The following is a 24,212-nucleotide window of genomic DNA, read 5'->3' on the forward strand; positions in this document are numbered from 1 at the left end:
GCCAGACCCCGACCTGCTTCCGAGGAGAGGGATCGGCATGCACGCACGCGCTACGTCGATAGACCAACGCGCCCAAGCGGTTTCGTTGCGACACCGCAACCACTACATCGCGGACTGGAATCCCGAAGACGCGGCGGCTTGGGAGGCCGGCAATAAGAAGATCGCCCGGCGCAATCTGCTCGGCACCATCGCCGGTGACCACGTGGCCTTCTCGATCTGGACGCTGTGGCCCGTCATGGCGTTGTTCATGCCTGCGGCCGTCTACGGGTTCTCCGCCGGCGACAAGCTGCTGCTGGGCGCGGTCGCCACGCTGGTGGGCGGTTGCGCCCGGATCCCCTACACCCTGGGTATCGCCGCCTTCGGCGGCCGCAATTGGACCACGTTCTCGGCGTTCGTGTTGCTGATCCCGACGGCGGGCACGATCGCGTTGCTGGCCAATCCCGGTCTGCCCCTATGGCTCTTCGTGGCGTGCGCCGCCCTGACCGGGCTGGGCGGCGGCAACTACGCGGCCTCGCTGGCCAATGTCAACGCCTTCTACCCGCAGCGCCTCAAGGGCGCCGCGTTGGCGATCAACGCCGGCGTCGCCAACCTCGGCGTGGCGGTGATCCAGCTGGTCGGTCTGTTGGTGCTGGCCACCGCCGGGCACCAGGCCCCCTACTGGGTGTGCGCGATCTACCTGGTGTTTTTGGTCGCGGTGGGGATCGCGGCCGCGTTGGTCATGGACAACATCCACCACGGCACTGGGCTGAGCACCATGCGCTCGATTCTGTTCGAGCGCGATACCCACGTGATCTCGCTGCTCTACATCGCCACCTTCGGTTCCTGGATCGGCTTCTCCTTCGCCTTCGGGCAGGTGATGCAGGTGCATTTCCTGGAGAGCGGGGAAAGCGCCAAGCACGCCGCCCTGCACGCCGCGCAGGTGGCCTTCGTCGGCCCGCTGTTGGGCTCATTGGCGCGCATCTACGGTGGCCGGCTGGCCGACCGCGTCGGTGGCAGCCGCGTCACGCTCGGCGTCCTCGCCGGGATGACCCTGGGGGCCGCGCTGTTGGTCACCATCAGCGCCCTCGAGGATCGCCACGCCGTGGCAGGCCCCGTCAGCATGATCGGCTGCGTCGTCGGCTTCATGGTGCTGTTCGTCCTGTCCGGCATGGGAAACGGGTCGGTGTTCAAATTGATCCCCTCGGTCTACGAGGCGCGTAGCCGCGGGCTGGACATGAGCGAGGACGACCGTCGTCATTGGGCGCGCGCGCAGTCGGGATCGCTGATCGGCATCTGCTCCGCGGTCGGCGCATTCGGCGGCGTGGGAATCAACCTGGCGCTGCGGCAGTCCTATCTGAGCACCGGCACCGAAACGGCGGCGTACTGGGCGTTTTTGGCCTCCTATGTCGGTGTGGCGATCATGACCTGGATGGTCTACGTCCGGCGTCCCGTCACGGCCCCGGGCCTGCCGGACGCGCAAGTGGAAGCCGAGGCCGCGCATGTGTGAGCGGACTCGCAACACGGGCAATGCCACAGCAATTGCTCGGTAACGCAACCGAAACCTCACAGGCATACACACTTCATATGGCCCCCCAACTGGCCCCACCAGACTCCGCGCCGCTGACCGGCTACCGGATCGCCGTGACGTCGGCGAACCGGGCCGAAGAGCTGTGCGCGTTGCTGCGCCGCAACGGCGCGGAGGTGTCCAGCGCCGCGGCCATCAACCTCATCGCGCTGCCCGAGGACGAAGAACTGCAGCGCCACACCGAAGCGGTCATCGCTCAGCCTCCCGATATCTTGGTGGCGCACACCGGCATCGGCTTCCGCGGCTGGGTGGCCGCCGCCGACGGCTGGGGCCTGGCCACCCAGCTGCTGGCGTCGCTGTCCCGGGCGCGGATCGTGGCCCGCGGGCCGAAGGCGACCGGCGCGTTGCGCGCCGCGGGATTGCACGAGGAGTGGTCCCCCAAATCCGAATCGTCGCGCGAGGTCTTGCGATACCTGCTCGAGTCGAATGTCGCCGGCAAGCGGATCGCCGTCCAGCTGCACGGCGCCGCCGACGGCTGGGACCCGTTCCCGGAGTTCCTCAACGGACTGCGGGCCGCGGGCGCCGAGGTGGTTCCCATCCACGTATACCGCTGGAAGCCAACGCCGGCCGGCGGCGACTTCGACCAACTCGTCATCTCGATTGCCCGGCGACAGTTCGACGCGGTGACCTTCACCTCGGCGCCCGCCGGGGCGGCGCTGCTGGAGCGCGGCCGCGAATTGGGCGTCGAAGACCAACTGCTGCAAGCGCTTCGCAGCGACGTACACGCGATGTGCGTGGGCCCGGTCACCGCGCAGCCGTTGGTCCGCGCCGGCGTTCCCACGTCGTCGCCCGAACGAATGCGGTTGGGGGCGTTGGCCCGTCACATCGCCCAGGAGCTTCCGTTGCTGCGGTCGTGCACCATCCGCGCGGCCGGTCACGAGATGGAGATCCGGGGGACCTGCGTGCTGGTCGACGGGGCGCCGCGGTCGCTGTCGGGATCGGGAATGGCGACACTGCGGGCGCTGGCGGAGCGGCCCGGGGACGTTGTCGCGCGCAACGACTTGTTGCGGGTGCTCCCCGGCAACAGCAACGATCCCCACGCCGTCGATACGGCCGTGCTGCGGCTGCGAACGGCACTGGGCGACAAGAACATCATCGCGACGGTGGTCAAGCGTGGCTACCGGCTCGCGATCGACCATCCGGGCGAGTCCCCATGGCACTGATCCTGGTCGCGCACGGCACCCGCAAGCCCGGCGGCGTGGCGATGATCGAAGACCTTGCGGCACAAGTGAGTACGCTCGTCGGAAACACGGTCGACGTCGCGTTCGTGGATGTGGTGGGCCCCACCCCCAGCGAGGTGCTCGCCGAGGCGAAGTCCGCCGGCCGGCCGGCGATCGTGGTGCCGGCGTTCCTGTCGCGCGGATATCACGTCCGCGCCGACCTGCCCGCGCACGTCTCGATCAGCGGGCATCCGAACGTGACCGTGACGCCCGCGCTGGGCCCGAGCGGCCAGGTCGCGCGGATCGTCGGCGATCAGCTGCTCAAATGCGGTTGGCGGCCAGGTGATTCGGTGGTCCTGGCTGCGGCAGGCACCTCGGATGACAAGGCCCGGACCGACCTGCACACCGCGGCGACGTTGGTGTCGGCGCTCACCGGATCGCGGGTCAGCCTGGCGTTCGCGGCCACCGGAGATCCGCCGCTGCACGAGGCTGTCGACCAGGCGAGGCGTCACGGAAACGGTGGACGCGTGGTGGTTGCCTCCTACCTGTTGGCCGACGGCCTGTTCCAACAACGGCTGCACGGCTGCGGCGCCGATCTGGTCAGTCAGCCGCTGGGCACCCATCCCGGCCTGGCGCGCCTGATCGCGAATCGATTCCGCCGCGCGCTGCCGCCGGCCCTGGCCGCCACGGCCCGGCATGCGCCCCGCCGATCGGCCCCCCAGATGCGCACGTTGCGGCCAATTCCTTGATCTTTGGGCTCCGACCGGCGATCCTGACACCATGCCCCGTCGCGAAGAGCCGTCGCGTGGGCTCCTTGACCCGGTCGCCAAGGTGCTGCGGTTGCCGTTCGGCACACCGGAATTCATCGACCGGATCGTCACCGGCGGGGTCAACCAGGTTGGCCGCCGAACCCTGGCGATGCTGATCACCACCTGGGATGCCGCCGGGGGTGGGCCGTTCGCGGCCAGCGCCGTCGCGTCCACCGGCATGGCCAAGACCGCCGAAATCGTCCAAACCAATTTCGTGGGCCCGGTCTTCGGCCCGCTGCTGCAAATCCTTGGCGCGGACAAGGCCGCCACGCGGGCCTCGTTGTGCGCCTCCCAGCTCGTGGGGCTGGGCATCATGCGCTACGGCATCCGCTCCGAGCCGCTGCACTCGATGCCGGTGGACGCGCTCGTCGACGCGATCGGCCCGACGATGCAGCGCTACCTGGTCGGCGACATCACCCGGTGAGTCGCCGGCGCGCTCAGGCGGCGCGGGCCTCGTCGTCCCGCGCGACCTGGACGAAGCCGTCGGCGGTGATCCGCACCGGGTACACCGGCACCGAAATGGTCGGATCGTCCAGGCAGGAACCGTCTTCGAGGGAAAACGCCTGCTTGAGAATCGGCGACTGAACCGTGACGCGGCCCTCGCGGTCGCCGACGATGCCGCGGGACAGCACGGCCGCCCCGGAGAACGGGTCGACGTTTCCCACGGCATGCACAGACCCGTCATCGAGCCGGAACAAGGCGGCCTGGGAACCGTCGTCGAGCAGTACGCCGACGCCGCGGCCCGGAATGAGGTGGTCATAGGAGCAGGCACTCGTCCACACGGCAATGTCGTTGAGAAGCGTCATGATACCTTCCTCGTTCCTTCGGAGTTTTCCTCGCGCACTGTCGGCATGCCAATGGACACAGGGATTTTGCGCCCGGCGTGCTCGGTGAATGTCACCGTCGAATCGACGGCGTCGGGGGCGTTGACGAACGACACGAAGCGCGACAGCTTGTCCGGATCGTCGAGCACCCCCTTCCATTCGCACTTGTAGTTCTGCACATGCCGCTCCATTGCGGCCTCGAATTCTTCTGCCAGGCCCAGCGAGTCCTCGCAGACGACCTCGCGCACGTGGTCCAGACCGCCGTCGAGCGACTCGACCCAGGGCGCGGTGCGCTGCAGCCGGTCGGCGGTCCGGATGTAGTACATGACGAAACGATCGACGTACCGGACCAGCGTCTCCGTGTCGAGGTCGCTCACCAGCAGCTGCGCATGCTTGGGGGTCATCCCGCCGTTGCCGCCGACGTAGAGGTTCCAGCCCTTTTCAGTGGCGATGACACCGACGTCCTTGGAGCGGGCTTCGGCGCACTCCCGCGCGCAACCCGAGACGCCCATTTTGATCTTGTGCGGCGCGCGCAGGCCCCGGTAGCGCAGTTCGAGGTCGATCGCCAGTTGCACCGAATCCTGTTGCCCGTAACGGCACCAGTCGGTGCCCACGCAGCTCTTCACCGTGCGCAGCGCCTTGCCGTACGCGTGCCCGGATTCCATGCCGCCGTCGACCAGGCGCTTCCAGATCTCGGGCAGTTGGTCCACCCGGGCGCCGAACAGGTCGATCCGCTGGCCCCCGGTGATCTTGGTGTAAAGGCCGAAGTCCTGGGCGATCTGGCCGATCAGGATCAGGTGTTCGGGCTTGATGTCGCCGCCGGGAACCCGGGGCACCACCGAGTAGCTGCCGTTCTTCTGGATGTTGGCCAGGAAGTGGTCGTTGGAGTCCTGCAGCGAGGCCTGCTCACCCTCGAGGATGTGGTCCGAGCCCGTGGACGCCAGGATCGAGGCGACCACGGGTTTGCAGATGTCGCAACCCTTTCCGCGGCCGAAGCGCTCCAGTAGCCCGGAGAAGGTCCGCAGCTCGGTGGCCGAGATGATCTCGAAAAGCTCGGCGCGCGACTGGCTGAAGTGCTCGCACAATGCCTTGGACTGCTCGACGCCCTCGGCTTCCAGCAGCTGCTTGAGCAGCGGCACGCACGAGCCGCATGACGTCCCGGCCGAGGTGCACGACTTCAGCGAGGGAACGTCAGCGCAGCCGTCGGCGATCGCGCATTTCAGATCGCCCTTGGTGACGTTGTTGCACGAACAGATCTGGGCCGAATCCGGCAGCGCCCCAATGCCTAACACCTCACCGCCGCCGGATTGCGCGGGCGCGATCAATGCGAGCGGATCCCCGGGCAGTTCGCTGCCGACCATCGGCCGCAGCACCCCATAGGTCGAGGCGTCGCCGACCAGGACGCCCCCGAGCAGCGTCTTGGCGTCGTCGGAGAGCACCAGCTTCGCGTACGTCCGGTTGACCGCGTCGTTGATGGCGACCTCGAGGCAGTTCTCGGTGACCCCCATCGCGTCGCCGAAGCTGGCGACGTCGACGCCCAGCAGTTTGAGCTTCGTGGACAGGTCCGCCTCGCCGAACTCGGCGACGCCGTCCAGCAGGCGGTCGGCCACCACCTCGGCCGAGGTGTAGCCCGGACCCACCAGGCCATAGCACCGGCCGCCGATCGCGGCGACCTCGCCGATCGCGTAGATGTCGGGATCGCTTGTCTGGCAGGACACATCGGTTAGCACCCCGCCACGCTCGGCGCGAGTCAGCCCCGCGGCGACCGCCAGTTCGTCGCGCGGTCGGATGCCGGCCGCGAAGATCACCAGGCCGGCGTCGACCACCTGGCCGTCGCTCAGGCGTACCCGCACTGACGTGGACCCGTCCGGGTGGTCGACCGATTCGATCGACTCGGTGCCGGTGCCGACGTGGACCGAGATACCCAGGTCGCCGATCATCCGGGCCAGCAGCGCACCGCCGGCCTCGTCGATCTGCTGGGCCATCAGCCGCGGCATCATCTCGATGACGTGCGTCTGCAACCCGAACTGGCGCAGCGCATTTGCGGCTTCGAGACCGAGCAGCCCGCCACCGATGACCACGCCCGCGGTCGCGTGCGAGGTTTTCGCCGCGCGCTCGGCGTCGGCGCGGATGGCGTCGAGGTCGTCGAGGGTCCGGTACACGTGGCACGCGGGCAGGTCGTGGCCGGGCACCGGCGGGACGAACGCGTAGGACCCGGTCGCCAGGACCAGCGTGTCGTAGCCGTGGCGCCGGCCGTCGGCGGTGAGCACCGACTTTGTCGCGCGGTCGATTTCGGTGACCCGCTGGTTCAACACCAGCCGGACCATCTCGTCGCCGTCGTACTCGTTGCCGGGCAGCGCGAGCAGCTTGCGATCCCAGCTGTCGGTGTAGGAGGTCAGCCCCACGCGGTCATAGGCCGCGTCGTTCTCCTCGGCGAAAACCGTGATGCGCCAAAGCCCCTCGGCGTCGCGGGCGCGCAGCGCCTCGACAAACCGGTGGCCCACCATCCCATGTCCGACTACGATGATGTGACGCGGCGCACAGCTTGCGCGCGAAATCCCGTCTGCAGACATGGCTTTGAGAGTAACGGCCAGAAATTACGTCTTTTTCGCGCAATGTGACAGTCCTATGACGAGGATCTCACAACTCACAGGGACGGCTGTGATTGATCGTTCGCTGCCGGCGAACGGCCAGCTGGAACTTAAGCGTGGTCGACTCATGTTTCTACTAGTAGCCGGTCGTCGGAGCGCCGGTCACAGGAATCTCACAACGAAGATCAAGGAATTGAAAGGGAAGCACCATGAGCAACCTCGCACTGTGGTCGCGACCGGCCTGGGACACCGACCGGTGGCTGCGCGACTTCTTCGGCCCCGCCGCCGCGGCGGACTGGAATACCCCGGCGAGCAGCGGTTTCAAGCCCGCCGCCGAGATCGTCAAGGACGGTGACGACGCGATCGTACGGGTCGAGCTCCCGGGCGTTGACGTCGACCAGGACGTGAACGTCGAGGTCGACCGGGGCCGTCTGGTCATCCACGGGGAACACCGCGACGAACATTCGGAAGAGAAAGAGGGCCGCACGCTGCGGGAGATCCGGTACGGCTCGTTCCGCCGGTCGTTCCAGCTGCCCGCCCACGTCACCGGAGACGCCATCACGGCGTCCTACGACGCCGGTGTGCTGACGGTGCGGGTCGCCGGTGTGTATGCCGGGAACCAGGCGCAGCGCATCTCCATTACTAAGTAAGTCGCCGCCAAGACGCAAAGACCCCCGCGCGCACCGCGTGTCGGGGGCTTTTGTGTCTGTTCGCCCTCAGCTCCAGCGGGCGAGCAGCTCGTTGGCCCGGCCCGTCAGCGCGGCCTGCAGGAAGGGGCCGAAGCTGATCCGTGCCACGCCCAGCGGACCGAACGACGCCGGGTCGTCCTGGTCAGGCAGCGCGATCGCGTTCACCGGCAACGCCAACTCCGCGGTCAAGCGCCGCAACGTGTCGGGGTGGTGGCGGCCGACCGGATACAGAACGTCGGCGCCGGCGGCGGCCGCCTGATTCAGCCGCGCCACGGCGCGGTCGATGCGATCAGACTCCTCGCCGTCTTGGCGCAGGAACAGATCGGTCCGGGCGTTGATGACCACGTGCACTCCGGCCGCGTCGGCGGCGGACCGCAGCGCGCCGACCAGTTCGGCGTGTTCGTCGGCCGAGCGCAGCCGCCGGCCCTCCGAGTGCACGGTGTCCTCGATGTTCAGCCCGACGGCCCCGACGCTCAGCAGCCCCTCGATCAGGCGCTCCGCCGGCAGCCCGTAGCCGGATTCGATGTCCACCGACACCGGGACGTCGACAGCCGCGGTGATCTGCGCGACGCGGGTGAGGACGTCGTCGAAGGACATGCCCTCGTTGTCGGGTTTGCCGATCGAGTCGGCCATCGGGTGGCTGCCCACGGTCAGCGCGGCGAACCCGGCGCCGGCGGCCAGCCGCGCCGACCAGGCGTCCCACACGGTCGGCAGGATGACCGGGTCACCCGGCCGGTGCAGCTTCAACAGGGTGGCGGCGCGCTCGGCCGGCGTGGTGGGGCCCGTCATAAGTGTTTGCTCCCTTGGCGTCCGGGCTCAATGGTCTGACGTCGGCCTGTGCCGTGGATAGTATTGGGGACGTACTGTGATCCGAAACACTGCCGAGGAGATCCCTTGAGGAGCACGCCGACCACCACTGGCACGACCGAATTCGCCGAACTGCACGACCTGATCGGCGGACTGCGGCGGTGCGTGAGCTCCCTGCGGTCGCGATACGGCGACAGCCCCGCGATGCGTCGCATCGTCATCGACGCCGACCGCATCCTGTCCGACGTCGATCTGCTCGACACCGACGTGTCGGAGTTGGACCTGGCCGGCGCCACCGTGCAGCAGTCCGGCGAGAAGATCGTCATTCCCGACACCCAGTACGACAGCGAATTCTGGCGTGATGTCGACGACGAGGGCGTCGGCGGTCACAACAGGTCCTGAACTAGCCGAACACCCCGACCCAAGCCCCCCTCAGGAGGGGGGCTTGCATCTGTGTACCCTTCGACAGACAGCCCGTTCGAAGAGGAACAACTAGATGAGCGCACCCACGGCGAACCGTCCTGCGTCCGGTGTCTTTTCACCCACGCGCGCCCGTATCCAGCAACGGACCCTACGTACCGACCGGTGGTGGATGTCGCCGCTGAGGATCGACCTCGGCTTCGCCGCATTCATCATCTACGCGACGGCCCGGGCGTTTCAGCAGGATTACTTTTTCGTCCCGAAGTACCACTACCTGACGCCGTTCTACTCGCCGTGCGTCAGCAAGGCTTGCGGTGAGGCCGGCGACATCTGGCCGCAGTTCCTGCCGGACGTGTGGTGGCTGCCGTATGCGGCGTTGTCGCTGCCGTTCCTGCTGCTGTTCCGGCTGACCTGCTACTACTACCGCGGCGCCTACTACCGCACGGTGTGGCAGTCGCCCACCGCGTGCGCGGTGGCCGAGCCCCGCGTGCACTACAGCGGCGAGACCAAATTCCCGCTGATCGTCCAAAACACCCACCGATACTTCTTCTATATCGCGTGCCTCATCTCGATCGTCAACAGCTACGACGCAGTCGTCGCGTTCCATTCCGACAGCGGGCCGGGCGGATTCGGCTTCGGTCTGGGCAATCTGATCCTGCTGGGCAACGTCATCATGCTGTGGTTCTACACGCTGTCCTGCCACTCGTGCCGGCACGTCACCGGCGGGCGGCTCAAGCACTTCTCCAAAAACCCTGTGCGGTACTGGATCTGGAGCAAAGTCAGCATCATCAACACCCGGCACAAGCAGTTCGCGTGGATCACGCTAGGCACCCTGATGCTCACCGATTTCTACGTCGCACTGGTGGCCAGCGGCGCCATTTCCGACCTGCGATTTGTTGGCTGAAAAGCCATTTGACGTAAGAATCAGAATTTAGCTAGCGAGGGTTTCATGGTTGATGTCGAGCGGCATGCCTACGACGTAGTCGTCATCGGCGCCGGCGGCGCGGGATTGCGCGCGGTCATCGAAGCGCGTGAACGGGGTTTGCGCGTCGCGGTGGTGTCCAAGTCCCTGTTCGGCAAGGCGCACACGGTGATGGCCGAGGGCGGCTGCGCCGCCTCGATGGGCAACACCAACCCGAAAGACAACTGGCAGACCCACTTCGGCGACACCATGCGCGGCGGGAAGTTCCTCAACAACTGGCGCATGGCCGAACTGCACGCCAAGGAGGCCCCGGACCGCGTCTGGGAGCTGGAAACCTATGGCGCGCTGTTCGATCGCCTCAAGGACGGCAAGATCAGCCAGCGCAACTTCGGCGGGCACACCTACCCGCGGCTGGCGCACGTCGGTGACCGCACCGGCCTGGAGCTGATCCGCACCATGCAGCAGAAGATCGTCTCGCTGCAGCAGGAGGATTACGCCGAACTCGGCGACTACGAGGCGCGCATCAGGGTGTTCGCCGAAACCACGATCACCGAGCTGCTCAAGGACGGCGACGCGATCGCGGGGGCGTTCGGCTACATCCGCGAAAGCGGAAACTTCATCTTGTTCGAGGCGCCGGCGGTGGTGCTGGCCACCGGCGGTATCGGCAAGTCGTTCAAGGTCACGTCGAACTCGTGGGAGTACACCGGCGACGGCCACGCGCTGGCGCTGCGGGCGGGCGCGTCGCTGATCAACATGGAGTTCGTCCAGTTCCACCCGACGGGCATGGTGTGGCCGCCGAGTGTGAAAGGGATCCTGGTCACCGAGGGTGTCCGCGGCGACGGCGGGGTGCTGAAGAACTCCGACGACAAGCGGTTCATGTTCGACTACATCCCGCCGGTGTTCAAGGGGCAGTACGCCGAAACCGAGCAAGAGGCCGACCAGTGGCTGAAGGACAACGACTCGGCCCGCCGCACCCCTGACCTGCTGCCGCGCGACGAGGTCGCGCGCGCGATCAACTCCGAGGTCAAGGCCGGCCGGGGCAGCCCACACGGCGGCGTCTTCCTCGACATCGCGTCGCGGCTCACGCCGGCGGAGATCAACCGGCGCCTGCCGTCGATGTACCACCAGTTCAAGGAGCTGGCGGGGGTCGACATCACCAAGGAGCCGATGGAAGTCGGGCCGACCTGCCACTACGTGATGGGCGGCATCGAGGTCGACGCCGACACCGGCGCGGCCACCGTGCCCGGGCTCTTCGCCGCCGGCGAATGCTCCGGCGGTATGCACGGCTCGAACCGGCTCGGCGGCAACTCGCTGTCGGACCTGCTGGTGTTCGGCCGGCGCGCCGGCCTGGGCGCCGCCGACTACGTGCGGGCACTGAGCAGCCGTCCGACGATCGGCGAAGGCGCCGTCGACACGGCGGCGAAGCGGGCGCTGGCCCCCTTCGAGGCACCGGCGGGCGGCGCCCCCGGCGAGAACCCCTACACGCTGCAGCTCGAACTGCAGCAGTCGATGAACGACCTGGTGGGCATCATCCGCAATGCCGACGAGATCGCCGAGGCCCTGGCCCGGCTCGACAAACTGCGGGAGCGGTTCAAGAACCTGTACGTGGAGGGGCAACGCCGCTACAACCCGGGTTGGAATCTGGCCCTCGACCTGCGCAACATGCTGCTGGTCAGCGAATGCGTCGCCAAGGCCGCGCTGCAGCGCACCGAGAGCCGCGGCGGGCACACCCGCGACGATCACCCGTCGATGGACTCGTCGTGGCGCAAGCTGTTGCTGGTCTGCGAGGCGGCCGGCGGCGACGAGGTGATTCCCGACATCACCATCACGAAGAAGGATCAGACGCCCATGCGACCCGATCTGCTGGAGCTGTTCGAGATCGCCGAGCTGGAGAAGTACTACACCGACGAGGAACTCGCCGGGCACCCAGGGCGGACCCCCAGGACGGAGAAGTAAATGACCTACAACGCGACGATGCGGGTGTGGCGCGGCGACGATGCCAACGGTGGTCTGCAGGACTTCACCGTCGAGGTCAACGAGGGTGAGGTCGTCCTCGACATCATCCATCGCCTGCAGCAGACCCAGACGCCCGACCTGGCGGTCCGGTGGAACTGCAAGGCGGGCAAGTGCGGCTCGTGTTCGGCGGAGATCAACGGCTATCCGCGACTGCTCTGCATGACCCGGATGTCCACGTTCGCCGAGGACGAGGTCGTCACCGTCACGCCGATGCGGACGTTCCCGGTGATCCGGGACCTGGTCACCGACGTCTCGTTCAACTACGAGAAGGCCCGCGAGATACCGTCTTTCGCGCCGCCCAAGGACCTGCAGCCCGGCGAGTACCGGATGGCGCAGGAGGATGTTCAGCGGTCCCAAGAATTCCGCAAGTGCATCGAGTGCTTCCTGTGCCAGAACGTGTGCCACGTGATCCGCGACCACGAGGACAACAAGAAGTCGTTCGCCGGTCCCCGCTTCTTCATCCGCATCGCGGAATTGGAGATGCATCCCCTCGACACCGGGGACCGCCGCGACCTCGCCCAGGAGGACGCGGGCATCGGGATGTGCAACATCACCAAGTGCTGCACCGAAGTCTGCCCCGAGGGCATCAAGATCACCGACAACGCGATCATCCCGATGAAGGAGCGCGTCGCCGGGCGCAAGTACGACCCGGTGGTCTGGCTCGGTAACAAGCTGTTCCGTCGCTGAGCGCGGGCGCCGCGCGCGCCCACCCGATCCGCGGGGTTAGGCCGCCGCGGTACCCGGGTAACCAAACTGCATCCTGTCGGGCCGCCCCAGGCGGCCATGTGACCACGACCGGAAAGGCAGCTCATGGAACTGAGGCGAGAGACCGCCAGCATCAACAACATTCGGACCGCGATCAGGCAATTGTCGGTGCGCGCCCAGCTCGCACACAAAGAGGGCAGGCACAACGACGCCGCCGAACTCGAGACCCGCATCCAAGGCTTTCGGGAAGAACTGAGCCACCGCCCCTAGCGGCCCGTCGGAACCGAAAAGCCCGCGTCAGGCGCCGAGACGGCGAAAATTGCTCCGGTGGAACACGATGGGCGCCACCTCGGCGTCCACGGTCACCTCGCTGACCCGCAACACCACGATCGTGTGATCCCCGGCCGGAATGAGTTGCTCGATCGCGCTTTCCAGCCAGAGTCCGGTGCCCTTGATGAACACCGCGCCGGTGGTCTTGGAGACCGTCTCCAGCCCGGCGAACCTGTCGCCGGTCTTGGCGGCCAGGGTGCGGGCGGCCTCGTCGTGCTCCTCGCCGAGCACGCTGATGCCCAGCATGGGCAGGTCCTTGAGTTTGGGCCACGTCGTCGAGGTGTTCTGCACGCAGAACGACACCAATGGCGGGTCCAGCGAGACGGGAACGAAGGTGCTGGCGGCCAGGCCCTCGCGGGTTCCGTTCACCTCGGCGGCGATCGCCACCACACCTGACGGGAAATGACCGAAGGCCTCACGAAGTGACGACGCTGTCAGCTTGTTGTTCGAGTTCACCGGACTTTTTCGCCCCTAGAGCCCCAGACGTATTTACGGGTGTGACCCTACCCGGCGCGCGTCGCGCCGTCGCAGCCACCCTGAGTCATTCTGCGTCATTCCGGCTCGTCCGGGCCAGCCGAAAATCCGTGCGCGGAGGCGACATCGGGGTGCGAACGCAGTCGGCTCTTCCAGGCGTTGCGGCCGTAGACCGAGAAGATGGGGTCGTCGGGATCGTCCGACGGCGTCCAAGGTCGGTCGGTGCGCGCCGTGAGCGCCCGTAGCTCCGGGGGCAGCGACAGCACCGGTATCCGCGCGTCGAGGCGCGGATTGAAGAAGTAGGGCACCGAGATCCGGACACCGGCCGGGCCCTCCAGGTTGACCCGGTGCTCGGTGGCCCGTAGGTAGCCGCGCGTCGCCGCCTCCAGCAGCTCACCGATGTTGACGATGAACGCGCCCTCGCGCGGGGGCACGTCGATCCAGTCGTCGTCGGCGCCTCGCCGCACCTGCAGCCCCCGGCTGCCCGGCTCCGCCAGCAGCAGCGTGAGCACCCCGGCGTCCCGATGCGCACCCACCCCCTGGGCGCTGGCCGCGCGTCCCGGGTAGCGAATGATCTTGATCAGCGTGGCCGGGGTGGCGGCGAAGGCCGGGTCGAACACGTCGGCCGGACTGCCCAGTGCGGCCGCCCAATGTCGCAGCAGGGTGCGCGCCACCGAGGACAGCGCGGCATCCCACTCCTCGACGATTCCGGGCAGTTCGGGCAGCGCGGCCGGCCACTGGTTCGGGCCCTGTAGCCACCGGTAGTCGGACCTACCCAGCCCGCCGATCGGCGGCCGTTGCGGCCCGATGTCGATCTGCTCGCGCCAATCCACCTCGCCGCGGGTCACCTCGCCACCGAGCCGGGTGTAGCCGCGGAAATGCGGGCTGTTCACCATGGCGACCGAGTCCTTGTCCCGCTGCGGCAGCTCGAAGAGCCGGCGCGCGGCCTCGAGCACCCGCGTCACCAATTCCGGTGGCACCCCGTGGCCGGTCAGATAGAAGAATCCGACCCGGTGCCCGGCGTCGCGCAGACCATCCCGTAGCCGCCCGGGATCGTCCCGCAGGTCGACGGTCGGCACCGCAGTGACGCCTCGCACACCGGTCGTGCCGCCGCCGTCACCGCAGGTAAATCCGGTTTTCGCCGGCATCAGCACGTCCTTCCCAACCGGTTGGTTAATTAGGCAATGAAATCTAGGTCACATCGGCTTGCATCCCACTGACGCTAACGATATTTTAGGTGTTGTTACTGGTGGGTAACTTAGACCTAGTACCCAACCACAAGTGGCATTCTCAACGAGGAGGACCGTAGTGAGCCACTACAAGAGCAACGTCCGCGACCAGGCGTTCAACCTGTTCGAGGTGTTGGGCGTTGACAAGGCGTTAGGCCAGGGCGAATACGCCGACCTGGACGTCGACACCGCCCGCGAAATGCTGAACGAGATCAGCCGACTGGCCGAGGGGCCGATCGCCGACTCGTTCGTCGAGGGCGACCGCAACCCGCCGGTCTTCGACCCGAAGACGCACTCGGTGACGCTGCCGGAATCCTTCAAGAAGTCCGTACACGCCGTCATCGAGGCCGGTTGGGACAAGGTCGGCATCGACGAGGCCCTCGGCGGCGTGGCGATGCCCAAGTCGCTGCTGTGGGCGCTGCACGAGCACATCCTGGGCGCCAACCCGGCCGTGTGGATGTACGCCGGTGGCGCGGGGTTCGCCAACATCCTGTACCACCTCGGCACCGAGGAGCAGAAGAAGTGGGCCGTCCTGGCCGCCGAGCGCGGTTGGGGTTCGACCATGGTGCTCACCGAGCCGGACGCCGGCTCCGACGTCGGCGCCGGGCGGACCAAGGCCGTCAAGCAGGACGACGGTTCATGGCACATCGACGGTGTGAAGCGATTCATCACCTCCGCCGACTCCGGCGACCTGTTCGAGAACATCTTCCACCTGGTGCTGGCGCGCCCCGAGGGCGCCGGACCCGGCACCAAGGGGCTGTCGCTGTTCTTCGTTCCCAAGTTCCTGTTCGACTTCGAGACCGGTGAGCTGGGCGAGCGTAACGGCGTGTTCGTCACCAACGTCGAGCACAAGATGGGCCTGAAGGTGTCGGCGACTTGCGAGCTGAGCTTCGGCCAGCACGACGTCCCCGCCAAGGGCTGGCTGGTCGGCGAGGTGCACAACGGCATCGCGCAGATGTTCGACGTGATCGAGCAGGCCCGCATGATGGTCGGCACCAAGGCCATCGCGACCCTGTCGACGGGCTACCTGAACGCGCTGGAGTACGCGAAGTCTCGCGTCCAGGGCGCGGACATGACCCAGATGACCGACAAGACCGCACCGCGGGTGACCATCACGCACCACCCCGATGTGCGCCGGTCGCTGATGACCCAGAAGGCCTACGCCGAGGGTCTGCGCGCGCTGTACCTGTTCACGTCCACCTACCAGGACTCGGCCGTCGCCGAGGCCCTGCACGGTGTGGACGCCGAGTTGGCCGTCAAGGTCAACGACCTGATGCTGCCGGTCGTCAAGGGTGTGGGCTCCGAGCAGGCGTACGCCAAGCTCACCGAGAGCCTGCAGACCTTCGGTGGGTCCGGCTTCCTGCAGGACTACCCGATCGAGCAGTACATCCGCGACGCCAAGATCGACTCGCTCTACGAGGGCACCACCGCCATCCAGGCGCAGGACTTCTTCTTCCGCAAGATCGTCCGCGACAAGGGTGTGGCACTGGCCCACGTGTCCGAGCAGATCCAGAAGTTCGTCGACAGCGAGTCCGGCAACGGGCGGCTGAAGACCGAGCGGGAGTACCTGGCCAAGGCCCTGACCGACGTTCAGGCGATGGCGGCCTCGCTGACCGGCTACCTGATGGCGGCCCAGGAGGACGTGACCAGCCTGTACAAGGTGGGCCTGGGGTCGGTGCGCTTCCTGATGAGCGTCGGTGACCTGGTCATCGGCTGGTTGTTGCAGCGCCAGGCGGCCGTGGCCGTGGCGGCGCTCGATGCCGGCGCCAGCGGCGAGGAGAAGTCCTTCTACGAGGGCAAGATCGCGGTGGCATCGTTCTTCGCGAAGAACTTCCTGCCGATGCTGACCAGCACCCGCGAGGTCGTCGAGGCGCTGGACAACGACATCATGGAGCTCGACGAGGCCGCCTTCTAGGCCGCTCGACAGCACGCACAAATCCCCCGCTTCGCGTGCGAGGCGGGGGATTTTGCGTAGGCCGACCGTCCGAAAAGCCAAAAAGGCCGCCGCTGGATCCCCTCACTCCAGCGGCGGCCCTTTTCGTACGCCCGTCGGCAAAGGCTGACAGGCGGTCGTTCCGGGGGATGCCCCGTATTGCCGTCGGGGTCGGGGGGTCAGACCACAACACGGGGCTATCCGGGGTCACGGATACCCGTCGCCTCTGATCGCTAACCCGATGTGACCCATCTCATGGGCCCCAGCGGTCAGGCTTCCAGGATCGCGGCCACTCCCTGGCCGCCCGCCGCGCAGATCGAGACCAGGGCGCGCACGGGCTTGCCCGCGCCCTTCTGCTCGGCCTTGCGTTGCGCGAGCTGCTTGGCGGCCTGCGCCAGGATCCGCCCGCCGGTGGCGGCGAACGGGTGGCCGGCGGCCAGCGAGGAGCCGTTGACGTTGAGCTTGGACCGGTCGATCGAGCCCAGCGCGGCGTCCAGGCCCAGCCGCCCCTTGCAGTACTCCTCGGACTCGAAGGCCTGCAGGTGGCACAGCACCACCGACGCGAATGCCTCGTGGATTTCGTAAAAGTCGAAGTCCTGCAGGCTCAGGCCGTTGCGGGCGAGCAGCCGCGGCACCGCGTAGGTCGGGGCCATGAGCAGGCCGTCGCGCCCGTTGACGTAGTCGACCGCCGCCGTCTCGGAGTCCACCAGGTAGGCCAGCGGGGTCAGCGAGTGCGCCTGCGCCCACTCGTCGGTGCCCAGCAGTGCCACCGACGCGCCGTCGGTCAGCGGGGTCGAGTTGCCCGCAGTCATCGTCGCGTCGCCGGCCTTCACGCCGAACACCGGCCGCAGCTTGGCCAGCTTCTCCGCCGACGAGTCCGCACGCAGGTTGTCGTCGCGGTACAGCCCCAGGAACGGGGTGACGAGATCGTCGAAGAAGCCACGGTCGTAGGCGGCGGCCATGTTGCGGTGGCTGGCGGCGGCCAGCTCGTCCTGGGCGACGCGGGAGATGCCCATCTGCTTGGCGGTGATCGCCTGGTGCTCCCCCATGGACAGCCCGGTGCGCGGTTCGCTGTTGACCGGGATCTCCACACCCAGGGTCGCGGGCAGCGTGCCCACCAGCTTCAGCCGTTGCACGTTCGACTTGGCCCGGCGCAACTTGAGCAGGGTGCGACGCAGGTTGTCACCGAGGCCGATCGGCGCGTCGGAGGTGGTGTCCACCCCACCGGCGGCGGCCACCTCGTAGCGGCCGGCCGCGATCCCCTCGGCGGCGGCGATCGCCGCCTGCAGCCCGGTCCCGCAGGCCTGCTGCAGATCGAACGCCGGCGTGTAGGACGCGAGCTGCGAACCCAGCACGCATTCGCGCGTCAGGTTGAAGTCCCGGCTGTGCTTGAGCACTGCGCCACCGACCACCACGCCGAGCCGCTCCCCGGCCAGCCCGTAGCGATCCACCAGGCCACCCAGCGCCGCGGTGAACATGTCCTGGTTGGACGCCTCGGCATAGGCGCCGTCGGAGCGGGCGAACGGGATGCGGTTCCCACCCAGGATGGCGACGCGACGCCGCTCGGAGCTGCGCTGAGCAGCCGGTGTACTTGCCTCAGAACTTGCAGGTGCCACTGTCTTCTCCGTGCTTTCGCGGTCTGTTGGTTTGGGATTCGCCCGTCTGGGGCCATACTACCCACTGTTCTTACTCTGCAGTAAGTTCGTCCTCGATACCGTTGTGGTGTAGGCATACCCCGACTTCGCAAGAACATGGAAGGTAGCTCCGGTGGCTCCCAAGGTCTCGTCCGATCTGTTCTCTCAGATCGTCAACTCCGGTCCTGGCTCATTTCTCGCCAAGCAGCTCGGTGTCCCCCAACCCGAGACGCTGCGCCGCTACCGCGCCGGTGATCCACCGCTGGCCGGGTCGCTGCTGATCGGCGGGGAGGGCAGAGTCGTCGAGCCGCTGCGCGCGGCGCTGGACGCCGACTACGACCTGGTGGGCAACAACCTGGGCGGGCGCTGGGCCGACAAGTTCGGCGGCCTGGTGTTCGATGCCACCGGCATCACCACGCCCGAAGGGCTCAAGGGGCTGTACGAGTTCTTCACCCCCTTGCTGCGCAACCTGGGCCACTCCGCACGCGTGGCCGTGGTCGGCACCACGCCCGACGGCGCCGCCAGCCCGCACGAGCGGATCGCGCAGCGCGCCCTGGAGGGCTTCACCCGCTCGCTGGGCAAGGAGCTGCGCAACGGCACCACGGTGGCGCTGGTGTATCTGTCACCGGACGCCAAACCCGCTGCGACGGGCCTGGAATCGACCATGCGGTTCATCCTGTCGGCCAAGTCCGCGTACGTCGACGGCCAGGTCTTCTACGTCGGGGAGGCGGACTCCACACCCCCGAATGACTGGGAGCGGCCGCTGGACGGCAAGGTCGCGATCGTGACCGGCGCGGCCCGCGGCATCGGCGCGACGATCGCCGAGGTGTTCGCCCGCGACGGCGCCCGCGTCGTCGCGATCGACGTCGAATCGGCCGCCGAGGCGCTGGCCGAGACGGCCAGCCGGGTCGGGGGCACCGCGCTGTGGCTCGACGTCACCGCCCCCGACGCCGTCGACAAGATCACCGAGCACCTGCGCGAGCACCACGGCGGCCGCGCCGACGTGCTGGTCAACAACGCGGGGATCACCCGCGACAAGCTGTTGGCCAACATGGACGACGCGCGCTGGGACGCCGTCCTGGCGGTGAATCTGCTTGCGCCGCTGCGCCTTACCGAGGGCCTGGTCGCCAACGGCAGCATCGGCGAGGGGGGCCGGGTGGTCGGTTTGTCGTCGATGGCCGGCATCGCGGGCAACCGCGGCCAGACCAACTACGCCACCACCAAGGCCGGGATGATCGGCCTGACGCAGGCGCTGGCGCCCGAGCTCTACGACAAGGGCATCACCATCAACGCCGTCGCACCGGGATTCATCGAAACCCAGATGACGGCCGCCATTCCGCTGGCCACCCGCGAGGTCGGCCGCCGGATGAACTCGCTGCTGCAGGGCGGCCAGCCGGTGGACGTCGCGGAGGCCATCGCTTATTTCGCCAGCCCGGCGTCGAACGCGGTGACCGGCAACGTCATTCGCGTCTGCGGCCAGGCCATGCTGGGCGCCTGAGCGTCAGGAGACAGTGATGAACCAGCCAAGCGGTCTGAAGAACATGCTGCGCGCGGCCGCCGGGGCGCTCCCGGTGGTGTCCCGTGGAAACGAGCTGCCCACCCGCACGGTGACCATCGAGGAACTGCCGATCGAGCGCGCCAATGTGGCCGAGTACGCGGGGGTGACCGGCCTGCGCTACGGCAATCACGTCCCGCTGACCTACCCGTTCGCGCTGACCTTTCCGGCGCTGATGTCGCTGGTGACCGGTTTCGACTTCCCCTTCGCCGCAATGGGATCGGTGCACACCGAGAACCACATCACGCAGTACCGCCCGATCGCGGTCACCGACACCGTCGGCGTGCGCGTGCACGCCGAGAACCTGCGCGAGCACCGCAAGGGTCTGTTGGTCGATTTGGTGACCGACGTCAGCGTGGGCAACGACACCGCCTGGCATCAGGTGACGACGTTCCTGCACCAGCAGCGCACCAGCCTGTCCGACGGACCCAAGCCGCCCCCGCAGAAGCAGCCCAAGCTGGCTCCGCCGTCCACCGTGCTGCGCATCAGCCCGGGGCTGATCCGGCGCTACGCCGACGTCGGGGGCGATCACAACCCGATCCACACCAACTCGGTCGCGGCCAAGCTGTTCGGGTTCCCGACGGTGATCGCGCACGGAATGTTCACCGCGGCAGCCGTATTGGCCAATGTCGAAGCGCAGATTCCCGATGCGGTGCGGTACTCGGTGCGCTTTGGCAAGCCGTTGGTGCTGCCCGCGACGGCGGGCCTCTACATCGACGAACACGACGACGGCTGGGACCTTTCGCTGCGCAACATCGCCAAGGGTTACCCACACCTGACCGGCACGGTCCGGCCGCTCTAGCGCCGGGGATCCGCTAGCCCGCGTGCGTCGAACTACGGCCGCAGGCAAGCACTTTCAGCGCGTGGGCGGCGGTGGCGGTCAGCAGGAACAGCGCAAACAACCACAGCGGCGGGCGCGCGAGTTCCCAGACGAAGATCGCCGCCCAGATCGGCGAGCCCTGGGTCACCGCAAGCACGCCGGCGGCCCCGGCCAGCGACACCGCCGGCACGTGCAGATGCGTCCCGCTCGCCCAGTTGATCGCCAGCACCAACGCCGCTCCAGCGGCTGCGCCGGTGGCCAGCGACGGTGTCAACAGTCCGCCGGCCCCGCCGGCGCGCAGGAACAGCGCTGTCAGAAGCGGTTTGAGCACCAGGATCGCCAGCGCCGACACCAAGGTCATGCCGCTGTCCAGGCTGACCGTCAGGATGCTGCGGCCGTTGCCGGGTAACTCGGGCCACCAATGCGAACAGACACCCATCACCAGGCCCGCCCCGGCCAGCGCCGGGATCAGCACCCAGCTTCGCATCGGGCGCGCGGGCCGCGCCGCGGCCGTCAACCGGTTGAAGGCCCACCCCACCGCGAAAGCCACCGGCGCCAACAGCAATCCGTGCGCGGTCAGCAGATAAGTCGACTCCCCGATCGGCCACGCCAGATTGGGTTGATCACGCGTGATGGCCGAGCCGACGGCGACCGCCAAGCCGGAGGACAGGAACGCCCCGCCCACCGCACGCGGCTGCCACGTGGTGAGCAGGATCCGGATCGAGAACAGCGCCCCGGCCAGCGGAACCGCATACACCGCGCCCAGCCCCGCCCCCGCCGCGCAGGCCAGCAGGACCTCGCGGTCGCGCGGGGAGAGCCGCTTGAGCCATCCGGTCGCCAAATCGCCAAGTGCCGCGGCGAATTGGCGTGGCGCCCCTTCGCGCCCGAGCGATGCCCCCGACCCGACGAGCACCACCTGCAGCAGCGCGTCGATGCTCCAGGACAGCCGCGGCACGCGTTCGCGGCGGGTGATGGTTTCCGCCAGGGGTGGCACGTCGGTGCAGCGCCGTAGCAGCCACCAGCCGAGCGCGGCCAGTGCGGCACCGATCATCGGGCCGACGACTCGGCGGATCGGGCTGCTGGCGGCGACGCCGGCCAGCAGCGTGCCGAAGCTGTAGTGGTAGGTGGCGTGCTGGACGGCCCGCAGCACGAACGTCGTCGCCAAGCCGGCGACGCCGGCCAGCAACCCGACGATGATTACGGCGCAAAAGAAGTCGAGGTTGCCGCGGTCCGTGCGGGGGACGGGCATTCGGGCCACCTGACGAAGAAGGGGAGTCTAGTCGCCGGCCGCGTCCGGGCCACCTGGCTGGGACCGGGCCGCTTCCCGCTCCTCCGGCGAGCCCTTGAGGCCGTACCAGAACAGGTCGATCATCAGCTCGGCCGCCTCGTCGACATCGATGTCGCCGGTGGACAGCCGATTGGCCACCGCCTCGCCGGCGCCCACCAGCGCCACGGCCATCATCTCGTGCTCACGGTCGGGCCGCGGGGTGCGGCTGCCGGCCTGCACCAGCCCCGCCACCAGGTCGATGATCTGCTCGCGTCCTTCGCGCACCATGTGGGCGAACGCCTGGGAGCTGGTGGCCTGGGTGTACATCACGATCCAGGACGCCCGGTTGGCGTCGATGTAGCGCATGAACGACACGATCGTGTTGCGCAGCATGTCATTCGGGCTCTGCCCGAAGTCCATGTCCGCGCGCACCACGTCGATGAACCGGCTCATTTCGCGGTTCAGGCAGGCGCCGAACAGGTCCTCCTTGGAGCCGTAGTACAGGTAGAGCATCGGCTTGGAGATCTGCGCCTGCGCGGCGATGGCGTCCATCGACGTCTCGTGGTAGCCGTTGACCGAGAACATCTGTACGGCGGCGTCGAGCATCTGCTGCTCGCGGACGGCACGCGGTAACCGCTTGGTACCACCCGCCATCGCTGCGCCTCTCTAGCCCGTCTATCTGACTCAAGAGTAAGCAATGCCGCCGGGCCGCACAGCGATTAGTGCCCGCAGGTCGGGCCGGGACCCTTCATCGTCGCCACCCGCACCAACGAATCGTCGACCTGCTTGGCCGGGAGGTCGCCGGATGCCACCGCCTGTTGCAACCGGTCCAGGACCGCAGGCACCTCGTCGGTGGTGACCCACAGCGCGACGTCGACGCCGGCGCGCAGGCTGCGCAGCACCGCCTCCGACACGCCGTAACGGTCAGAGATGGCGGCCATGCTGGACAGGTCGTCGCTGAACACCGGGCCGGTAAACGGCGGGCCCTTGTAGCCGACGCCGTTGCGCAGCAGCTGCACCGCCTCGGGGCTCAGGCTGGCAGGGGCATCGCCGGTGAGACCGGGAACCTGCAAGTGGCCCACCATGACCCCGACCGGCGGGGAGGCGACCAGCGTCCGGTAGGGCACCAGGTCGCTGGTTTGCAGATCGCTCAGCGGCGGTGTGACCACACCGCCGGTGTGCGAATCGCCCGAGCCGTGCCCATGGCCGGGGAAATGCTTGAGCACAGGCAGCAGCCCGGCGTCGCGAAGACCCTGCGCGTAGGCCCCGGCGTACTCGGTCACCGTCTGCGGGTCCGCGCTGAACGAGCGGTTGCCGATGACGGCGTCGGGGTCCTCGTCGCTGACGTCGACCACGGGGGCGAAATCGACGGTGATGCCCAGGTCGCGCATTTTCCTGCCGCGCTCGGCCGCCAAGTCGTGGACCTGCTGGGCCGTTTGGGTCTGTGCCAGCTCCCGGGCCGACGGCGACGTGCCGATCAGGGTTTTCAGCCGCGAAACCCGGCCGCCCTCTTCGTCGACGCTGACCGCCAGCGGCAGCGGTCCCGCCTTGGCGCTGATGTCGGCCAGCGGCCCCTGGAAGATCGTCAGGTCGGTCCAGCTGCCGATGAAGATCCCGCCGACGTGGTAGCTGGTGACGACGGCCCGGGCGTCGTCGGCGTTCTTCACGCCCACCATGAGCAGTTGGGCCAGCTTGTCGCGGAGGCCCAGCGCTGCCGGCACCGCCGCCGGGTCGGCACACACCGGGGGCGCCGGCGCGGCCGCGGGCTTGCTCGGCGTCGACGAGTGAGCGGGTGGGGGCGCGGGGTGGTGGGCGCAGCCGGCCACCAGCGCCGACGCGGCCGCGAGCACAGCGAAGGTGCGCGAAAATGCCATCGGGCCATGCTTTCACGGGGGGCGTTTCGTCCCCGGCCCCAGGGGGCATCAGCAGATACGTTGGCGATCAGGGGAGGTCACCGGGCGATGAGCGGTTTCACGATAGGGGCCGCCGCCAGCTTCGCGGTGGGTTTGTCCATCGGGGTCGCGATGACGGTCGGCATCACGCTCGCCGTGGCCGACGACACCGCCGTCCGCGTGCAGGCGCCCCCGCGTCCGGCCCTGCCCTATCAGGTGCAATACGGCGACCGCTGTATCCACGGACACTGTCTGCACTGGTGACGAGCGCTCCGATCGGCCGACCGCTCTTCTGCTAGGTTGGCGCTAGGTTGAAGTCACGACCGCAAGCCCCGCAAAACCTCAGGAGCCGTCGATGAACCGGATCGTTGCGCCCGCCGCAGCGAGCGTTGTGGTTGGCCTGTTGCTCGGCGCGGCCGCGATCTTCGGGATCACGTTGATGGTCCAGCAAGACACGAAACCGCCACTTCCCGGGGGCGATCCGCAGTCGTCAGTGCTCAACCGGGTCGAGTACGGCAACCGTAGCTAACCGGTCGACGTCGGGGACCGCATCGTCGGTCTCGTGCGCGAC

Annotated in this window: 24 protein-coding genes; 15 read left to right on the top strand and 9 right to left on the bottom strand. The window is 68.0% G+C overall.

What is annotated here, in order from left to right:
* The first annotated feature begins 37 nt into the window (after positions 1-37).
* The 4 genes from ACZ50Z_RS20585 (at position 38) to ACZ50Z_RS20600 (ending at position 3,957) form a co-directional block, all read left to right on the top strand.
* On the top strand, positions 38-1,486 hold the full coding sequence (locus tag ACZ50Z_RS20585) for a nitrate/nitrite transporter (RefSeq protein ID WP_464485198.1): 1,449 nt from the start codon (positions 38-40) through the stop codon (positions 1,484-1,486).
* Positions 1,487-1,575: 89 nt separating this feature from the next.
* Complete coding sequence (locus ACZ50Z_RS20590) at positions 1,576-2,727, top strand: uroporphyrinogen-III synthase (protein WP_464486331.1); 1,152 nt, start codon at positions 1,576-1,578, stop codon at positions 2,725-2,727.
* Positions 2,718-3,473, top strand: coding sequence for a sirohydrochlorin chelatase (locus ACZ50Z_RS20595; RefSeq protein ID WP_464485199.1), 756 nt, complete (start codon positions 2,718-2,720; stop codon positions 3,471-3,473). The genes ACZ50Z_RS20590 and ACZ50Z_RS20595 overlap by 10 nt, the downstream gene beginning before the upstream one ends.
* A 31-nt stretch (positions 3,474-3,504) precedes the next feature.
* Complete coding sequence (locus tag ACZ50Z_RS20600; protein ID WP_464485200.1) at positions 3,505-3,957, top strand: TetR/AcrR family transcriptional regulator; 453 nt, start codon at positions 3,505-3,507, stop codon at positions 3,955-3,957.
* A 13-nt stretch (positions 3,958-3,970) separates the two neighbouring features.
* On the opposite strand, the gene nirD is transcribed toward ACZ50Z_RS20600, so the two are convergent.
* Both nirD and nirB read right to left on the bottom strand, forming a co-directional pair.
* The gene (nirD, locus tag ACZ50Z_RS20605; protein ID WP_464485201.1) at positions 3,971-4,339 is read right to left on the bottom strand and encodes a nitrite reductase small subunit NirD; all 369 of its coding nucleotides are present in this window, start codon (positions 4,337-4,339) and stop codon (positions 3,971-3,973) included.
* Entirely contained in the window at positions 4,336-6,930 is a 2,595-nt protein-coding gene (gene nirB, locus ACZ50Z_RS20610; protein ID WP_464485202.1) for a nitrite reductase large subunit NirB, read from the bottom strand. Before nirB ends, nirD begins: the two co-directional genes overlap by 4 nt.
* Positions 6,931-7,157: 227 nt before the next feature.
* On the opposite strand from nirB, the gene ACZ50Z_RS20615 reads away from it, so the two are divergent.
* Positions 7,158-7,598 carry an Hsp20/alpha crystallin family protein gene (locus ACZ50Z_RS20615; protein WP_464485203.1) on the top strand — a complete coding sequence of 147 codons (441 nt, stop codon included), beginning with the start codon at positions 7,158-7,160 and terminating at the stop codon, positions 7,596-7,598.
* A gap of 66 nt (positions 7,599-7,664) precedes the next feature.
* Here the strand turns inward: ACZ50Z_RS20615 and ACZ50Z_RS20620 are convergent, their stop codons facing one another.
* Positions 7,665-8,426 carry an isocitrate lyase/PEP mutase family protein gene (locus ACZ50Z_RS20620; protein ID WP_464485204.1) on the bottom strand — a complete coding sequence of 254 codons (762 nt, stop codon included), beginning with the start codon at positions 8,424-8,426 and terminating at the stop codon, positions 7,665-7,667.
* A gap of 105 nt (positions 8,427-8,531) precedes the next feature.
* Between ACZ50Z_RS20620 and ACZ50Z_RS20625 the strand changes: the two genes are divergently transcribed.
* The 5 genes from ACZ50Z_RS20625 (at position 8,532) to ACZ50Z_RS20645 (ending at position 12,777) form a co-directional block, all read left to right on the top strand.
* The gene (locus ACZ50Z_RS20625; RefSeq protein WP_464485205.1) at positions 8,532-8,846 is read left to right on the top strand and encodes a hypothetical protein; all 315 of its coding nucleotides are present in this window, start codon (positions 8,532-8,534) and stop codon (positions 8,844-8,846) included.
* A 94-nt stretch (positions 8,847-8,940) separates the two neighbouring features.
* Positions 8,941-9,768, top strand: coding sequence for a hypothetical protein (locus tag ACZ50Z_RS20630; RefSeq protein WP_464485206.1), 828 nt, complete (start codon positions 8,941-8,943; stop codon positions 9,766-9,768).
* Between the two features lie 45 nt (positions 9,769-9,813).
* Positions 9,814-11,742, top strand: a complete 1,929-nt coding sequence (locus ACZ50Z_RS20635; protein ID WP_464485207.1) for a fumarate reductase/succinate dehydrogenase flavoprotein subunit — start codon at positions 9,814-9,816, stop codon at positions 11,740-11,742.
* Complete coding sequence (locus tag ACZ50Z_RS20640) at positions 11,743-12,489, top strand: succinate dehydrogenase/fumarate reductase iron-sulfur subunit (protein WP_464485208.1); 747 nt, start codon at positions 11,743-11,745, stop codon at positions 12,487-12,489.
* A 123-nt stretch (positions 12,490-12,612) separates the two neighbouring features.
* The gene (locus ACZ50Z_RS20645) at positions 12,613-12,777 is read left to right on the top strand and encodes a hypothetical protein (protein WP_464485209.1); all 165 of its coding nucleotides are present in this window, start codon (positions 12,613-12,615) and stop codon (positions 12,775-12,777) included.
* A 27-nt stretch (positions 12,778-12,804) separates the two neighbouring features.
* Here ACZ50Z_RS20645 and ACZ50Z_RS20650 read toward each other — a convergent pair whose 3' ends face one another.
* Positions 12,805-13,293 carry a flavin reductase family protein gene (locus ACZ50Z_RS20650; RefSeq protein ID WP_464485210.1) on the bottom strand — a complete coding sequence of 163 codons (489 nt, stop codon included), beginning with the start codon at positions 13,291-13,293 and terminating at the stop codon, positions 12,805-12,807.
* 95 nt (positions 13,294-13,388) lie between these two features.
* A complete protein-coding gene (locus tag ACZ50Z_RS20655) occupies positions 13,389-14,459 on the bottom strand; it encodes an isopenicillin N synthase family dioxygenase (RefSeq protein ID WP_464485211.1) in 1,071 nt (356 codons plus the stop codon).
* A gap of 160 nt (positions 14,460-14,619) precedes the next feature.
* Between ACZ50Z_RS20655 and ACZ50Z_RS20660 the strand changes: the two genes are divergently transcribed.
* A complete protein-coding gene (locus tag ACZ50Z_RS20660; protein WP_464485212.1) occupies positions 14,620-16,455 on the top strand; it encodes an acyl-CoA dehydrogenase in 1,836 nt (611 codons plus the stop codon).
* Positions 16,456-16,742: 287 nt separating this feature from the next.
* Here ACZ50Z_RS20660 and ACZ50Z_RS20665 read toward each other — a convergent pair whose 3' ends face one another.
* Complete coding sequence (locus tag ACZ50Z_RS20665) at positions 16,743-18,089, bottom strand: acetyl-CoA C-acetyltransferase (protein WP_464485213.1); 1,347 nt, start codon at positions 18,087-18,089, stop codon at positions 16,743-16,745.
* A 151-nt stretch (positions 18,090-18,240) separates the two neighbouring features.
* Here ACZ50Z_RS20665 and ACZ50Z_RS20670 point away from each other — a divergent pair, with 151 nt between their 5' ends.
* Both ACZ50Z_RS20670 and ACZ50Z_RS20675 read left to right on the top strand, forming a co-directional pair.
* A complete protein-coding gene (locus ACZ50Z_RS20670; protein WP_464485214.1) occupies positions 18,241-19,605 on the top strand; it encodes a 3-oxoacyl-ACP reductase in 1,365 nt (454 codons plus the stop codon).
* 16 nt (positions 19,606-19,621) lie between these two features.
* The gene (locus tag ACZ50Z_RS20675) at positions 19,622-20,464 is read left to right on the top strand and encodes a MaoC/PaaZ C-terminal domain-containing protein (protein WP_464485215.1); all 843 of its coding nucleotides are present in this window, start codon (positions 19,622-19,624) and stop codon (positions 20,462-20,464) included.
* Between the two features lie 13 nt (positions 20,465-20,477).
* Here ACZ50Z_RS20675 and ACZ50Z_RS20680 read toward each other — a convergent pair whose 3' ends face one another.
* The 3 genes from ACZ50Z_RS20680 to ACZ50Z_RS20690 all read right to left on the bottom strand — a co-directional run bounded on the left by ACZ50Z_RS20680 (position 20,478) and on the right by ACZ50Z_RS20690 (position 23,623).
* Complete coding sequence (locus tag ACZ50Z_RS20680; RefSeq protein WP_464485216.1) at positions 20,478-21,731, bottom strand: chloride channel protein; 1,254 nt, start codon at positions 21,729-21,731, stop codon at positions 20,478-20,480.
* A gap of 27 nt (positions 21,732-21,758) precedes the next feature.
* Positions 21,759-22,403, bottom strand: coding sequence for a TetR/AcrR family transcriptional regulator (locus ACZ50Z_RS20685; protein ID WP_464485217.1), 645 nt, complete (start codon positions 22,401-22,403; stop codon positions 21,759-21,761).
* Between the two features lie 65 nt (positions 22,404-22,468).
* A complete protein-coding gene (locus ACZ50Z_RS20690) occupies positions 22,469-23,623 on the bottom strand; it encodes a glycoside hydrolase family 3 N-terminal domain-containing protein (RefSeq protein WP_464485218.1) in 1,155 nt (384 codons plus the stop codon).
* Between the two features lie 87 nt (positions 23,624-23,710).
* On the opposite strand from ACZ50Z_RS20690, the gene ACZ50Z_RS20695 reads away from it, so the two are divergent.
* Both ACZ50Z_RS20695 and ACZ50Z_RS20700 read left to right on the top strand, forming a co-directional pair.
* Positions 23,711-23,905 carry a DUF2613 domain-containing protein gene (locus tag ACZ50Z_RS20695; RefSeq protein ID WP_464485219.1) on the top strand — a complete coding sequence of 65 codons (195 nt, stop codon included), beginning with the start codon at positions 23,711-23,713 and terminating at the stop codon, positions 23,903-23,905.
* A 91-nt stretch (positions 23,906-23,996) separates the two neighbouring features.
* Entirely contained in the window at positions 23,997-24,170 is a 174-nt protein-coding gene (locus ACZ50Z_RS20700; RefSeq protein ID WP_007769006.1) for a DUF2613 domain-containing protein, read from the top strand.
* Positions 24,171-24,212 lie beyond the last annotated feature (42 nt).

It is taken from the genome of Mycobacterium sp. NTMscope_MAC_269 (assembly GCF_976985695.1).